Source organism: Thauera phenylacetica B4P (genome assembly GCF_000310225.1).
Lineage (GTDB): Bacteria > Pseudomonadota > Gammaproteobacteria > Burkholderiales > Rhodocyclaceae > Thauera > Thauera phenylacetica.
This window is the reverse complement of the sequence record NZ_AMXF01000334.1, coordinates 1-3,261: the sequence shown is the minus strand read 5'-3', so window position 1 is coordinate 3,261 and position 3,261 is coordinate 1. Positions and strand designations below refer to the sequence as shown.

Genomic DNA, 3,261 nt, shown 5'->3' with positions numbered 1-3,261 from the left:
CGAACAGGACCGTGAAACGCACACGCGCCGATGATAGTGAGGTCCGCCCTCGTGAAAGTAGGTCATCGTCAGACTAACCCACAATACAACGCCCCACGCACCTCTTCGTGCCTGGGGCGTTGTGCTTTCCGGCTGCCGGAGCGCACCCCTTGCCGAGCGCACGCATGGCGGCCTGGCGTCCGCTCGGGCACAATCCGGAGCTGTGCTGAATTCCCGGGGATCGCCATGAAATTCGACCTCATCATCGTCGGCGGCGGTCTGGCCGGTGCGGCGCTCGCAGTGGCGCTGAGACGTAGCGCGCTGCGCATTGCCGTGGTCGAGCATGCCGTGCCGCGTCGTCCCACGGGCTGGGATGCGCGCATCTACGCCTACAGCCCGGCGAGCGCGCGCTTCCTCGACGAGCTCGGCGTGTGGGCGCATCTCGACCATGACCGCCTCGGCCTGGTCTCCGAGATGCGTATCCACGGTGACGCCGGCGGCGAGCTCGTGTTCTCGGCCTACGACAGCGGCCTCGAGGAACTGGCCTGGATCGGCGAGTCCAGCCTGGTGCACGTGGAGATCTGGGAGAGCCTCAAGCGCCAGCACAACGTCACGCTGTTCTGCCCGGCGAAGCCGGCGGCGCTGGAGGTCGATGCGGATGCGGCCAGGCTGCGCCTCGACGACGGCCGCAGCCTGCAGGCCGCGCTGGTGGTCGGCGCGGACGGGCGCGACTCCTGGGTGCGCGAGCGTGCCGGCATCGCGGCGACGGTCACGCCCTACGGTGAGCGCGGCGTGGTGGCCAACTTCGTCTGCGAGCGCCCCAATCACGGGGTCGCCTTCCAGTGGTTCCGTGCCGACGGCGTCCTGGCCTGGCTGCCCCTGCCCGGGCGCACGATGTCGATGGTGTGGTCCGCGCCCGACGCCCTTGCCGACGAGCTCCTCGCGCTCGACCCCGAGCCCTTCTGCGCCCGCGTGGAGGCTGCTGGCGGGCGGGCGCTCGGCAAGCTCGAACTCTCCGGCAAGCGCGCGGCGTTCCCGCTGCGCCTGATGCGGGTGGAGGAGGTGGTGCGTCCGCGCGTGGCGCTGATCGGCGATGCCGCGCACGCGATCCACCCGCTCTCGGGGCACGGGATCAACCTCGGCTTCCAGGATGCGAAGGCGCTGGCGGAGGTCCTCGGGGCGCTGCCGTCGTGGCAGAACGCGGGGGATCTTTCGGTGCTGCGCAGCTACGCGCGCAGGCGCGCGGAGGAGCCCTTCCTGCTTCAATACACCACCCACGCCCTGAGTCGCCTGTTCGGGCGCCAGGATCCGGTGCTGTCGACCCTGCGCAACCTCGGAATGAACCTGACCGGGCAGCTCCCGGTCCTAAAAAACGCGCTCGTGCGCTACGCGGCCAACGGCCGTTTCTGAACCCTGTGGAGAATCTGATGAAAGCCTTTTCCGTCCCGTCCCTGATCCGGCCGCTCGGCCTCGCCCTGGCGCTCGGCACGGCCACGCTCGCGCACGCGGACGAAGCCGAGGTCAAGAAGAGCATGGAGGCCTTCATCGGCGCGCCGGCGGTGGAGAAGGTCACGCGCACCGACTACGCCGGGCTGTACGAGGTCGTGCTCAAGAACGGCCAGCTCGTCTATACCGACGCGAAGAACAGCTTCATCATCGACGGCAGCATCATCGACACCGCGACCCGCCGCGACGTCACCCAGGCGCGCCTGAACCAGCTCTCCGCGATCGACTTCTCCACGCTGCCGCTCGATCAGGCGGTGAAGGTCGTCAAGGGCAAGGGCTCGCGCGTGATTGCCACCTTCGAGGATCCCAACTGCGGCTACTGCAAGCGCCTGGGCAAGGACCTCGCGCAGATGGACGACGTGACCGTCTACACCTTCCTGTATCCGATCCTGAGCGAGGACTCGCGCACCAAGTCCGACAACATCTGGTGCGCGAAGGACAAGGGGAAGGCGTGGACCGACTGGGTGGTCGATGGCAAGGAGCCCGCCAAGGCGAGCTGCGACACCGCGACCATCGTGCGCAACGTCGAGCTCGGCCAGAGCCTGCGCATCAGTGGCACGCCGACGATCTTCCTCGCCGACGGTTCGCGCATCGGCGGCTACCTGCCGAAAGCCGAGCTCGAGAAGGCGATCGACGCCGCCAAGCGCTGATCCCCTGCCGACCGCGGGCGGGCGGGCGAGCGCGCCCGCGCCGCGGCGCACCTCAGCGCGGCACGGGCGGCTTCATGCCTTTCGGCAGCAGCACCCACATCCGCCCCTGCTGGCGCATCTTGCCCGCCTCGCGGCCGGCCTCCGCGCCGAAGCCCCAGAAGAAGTCCGCGCGCACGGCACCCTTGATCGCGCCCCCGGTGTCCTGGGCCATCACCAGGCGCTCGAGCGGACGCTCGCTCAGCGGCTGCGTGGTCGCCAGGAACACCGGCGCGCCCAGCGGCACGAAGCGCGGATCCACCGCGATGCTGCGCCCCTCGGAGAGCGGCACGCCGAGCGCGCCCACCGGCCCGCCGCCCGAGGCCGGCATCTCGCGGAAGAACACGTAGCTCGGGTTGGCGTTGAGCAGCTCCTGCAGGCGCTGGGGGTTGTCCTGTGCCCAGCGCTTGATGCCCTCCATCGAGGCCTTGTCCAGGGTCAGCTCGCCCTGGGCGACCAGCCAGCGTCCGATCGACTGGTAGGGGTGGCCGTTCTGGTCTGCGTAGCCGATCCGCACCAGGCCGCCGTCGGGCAGTTGCACCCGCCCTGAGCCCTGCACCTGCAGGAAGAAGAGCTCGATCGGGTCGTCCGCCCACAGCAGCACCGGCGCGGGGACCTGGCGCTCGGCGAGCTGCTGGCGGTTCCAGTACGGCAGCACCTTGTTGCCGACCAGGCGCCCGCGCAGGCGCAGGCTCTTCAGTTCCGGATACACGTCGCCGAGCTCGATCGTCAGCATGTCCTGCGGCACGCCGTGGATCGGCCAGGGGCTGCGCGCGCTGCGCGTGCGGCTGCCGCGGATCAGCGGCTCGTAGTAGCCGGTGACGAGCCCGTTCGCGCTGCCGTCGGGACTCACCAGCTGCCAGGGCGTGAAGCGGCTCTCGAAGAAGCGGCGCACCGCCCCGCCGTCGGGCGCTCCTCCCAGCCCTGCAGCGGCCTCGCACACCGCCTTCCACGGCGGCTGGCGAACCAGGGTGGTGCAGGACGCGCGCAGCGCCGGCCAGGCCGCCGACAGCTCGTCGCGCTGCCAGCCCTCGATCGCGCTCCAGTCGCTCGCCTGCGCTGCGGCGGCCGCAGGGGGGGGGGCCGGGGC

At 70.5% G+C, this 3,261-nt stretch carries 3 protein-coding genes; 2 read left to right on the top strand and 1 reads right to left on the bottom strand.

Annotated features, from left to right (window positions below):
• The first annotated feature begins 225 nt into the window (after positions 1-225).
• The gene (locus C667_RS21470) at positions 226-1,389 is read left to right on the top strand and encodes a UbiH/UbiF family hydroxylase (protein WP_004383772.1); all 1,164 of its coding nucleotides are present in this window, start codon (positions 226-228) and stop codon (positions 1,387-1,389) included.
• A 17-nt stretch (positions 1,390-1,406) separates the two neighbouring features.
• Positions 1,407-2,135 carry a DsbC family protein gene (locus tag C667_RS21465; RefSeq protein WP_004383770.1) on the top strand — a complete coding sequence of 243 codons (729 nt, stop codon included), beginning with the start codon at positions 1,407-1,409 and terminating at the stop codon, positions 2,133-2,135.
• Between the two features lie 52 nt (positions 2,136-2,187).
• On the opposite strand, the gene mltA is transcribed toward C667_RS21465, so the two are convergent.
• The coding region (gene mltA, locus C667_RS21460) for a murein transglycosylase A (protein WP_004383768.1) at positions 2,188-3,261 on the bottom strand (1,074 nt) is incomplete at its 5' end.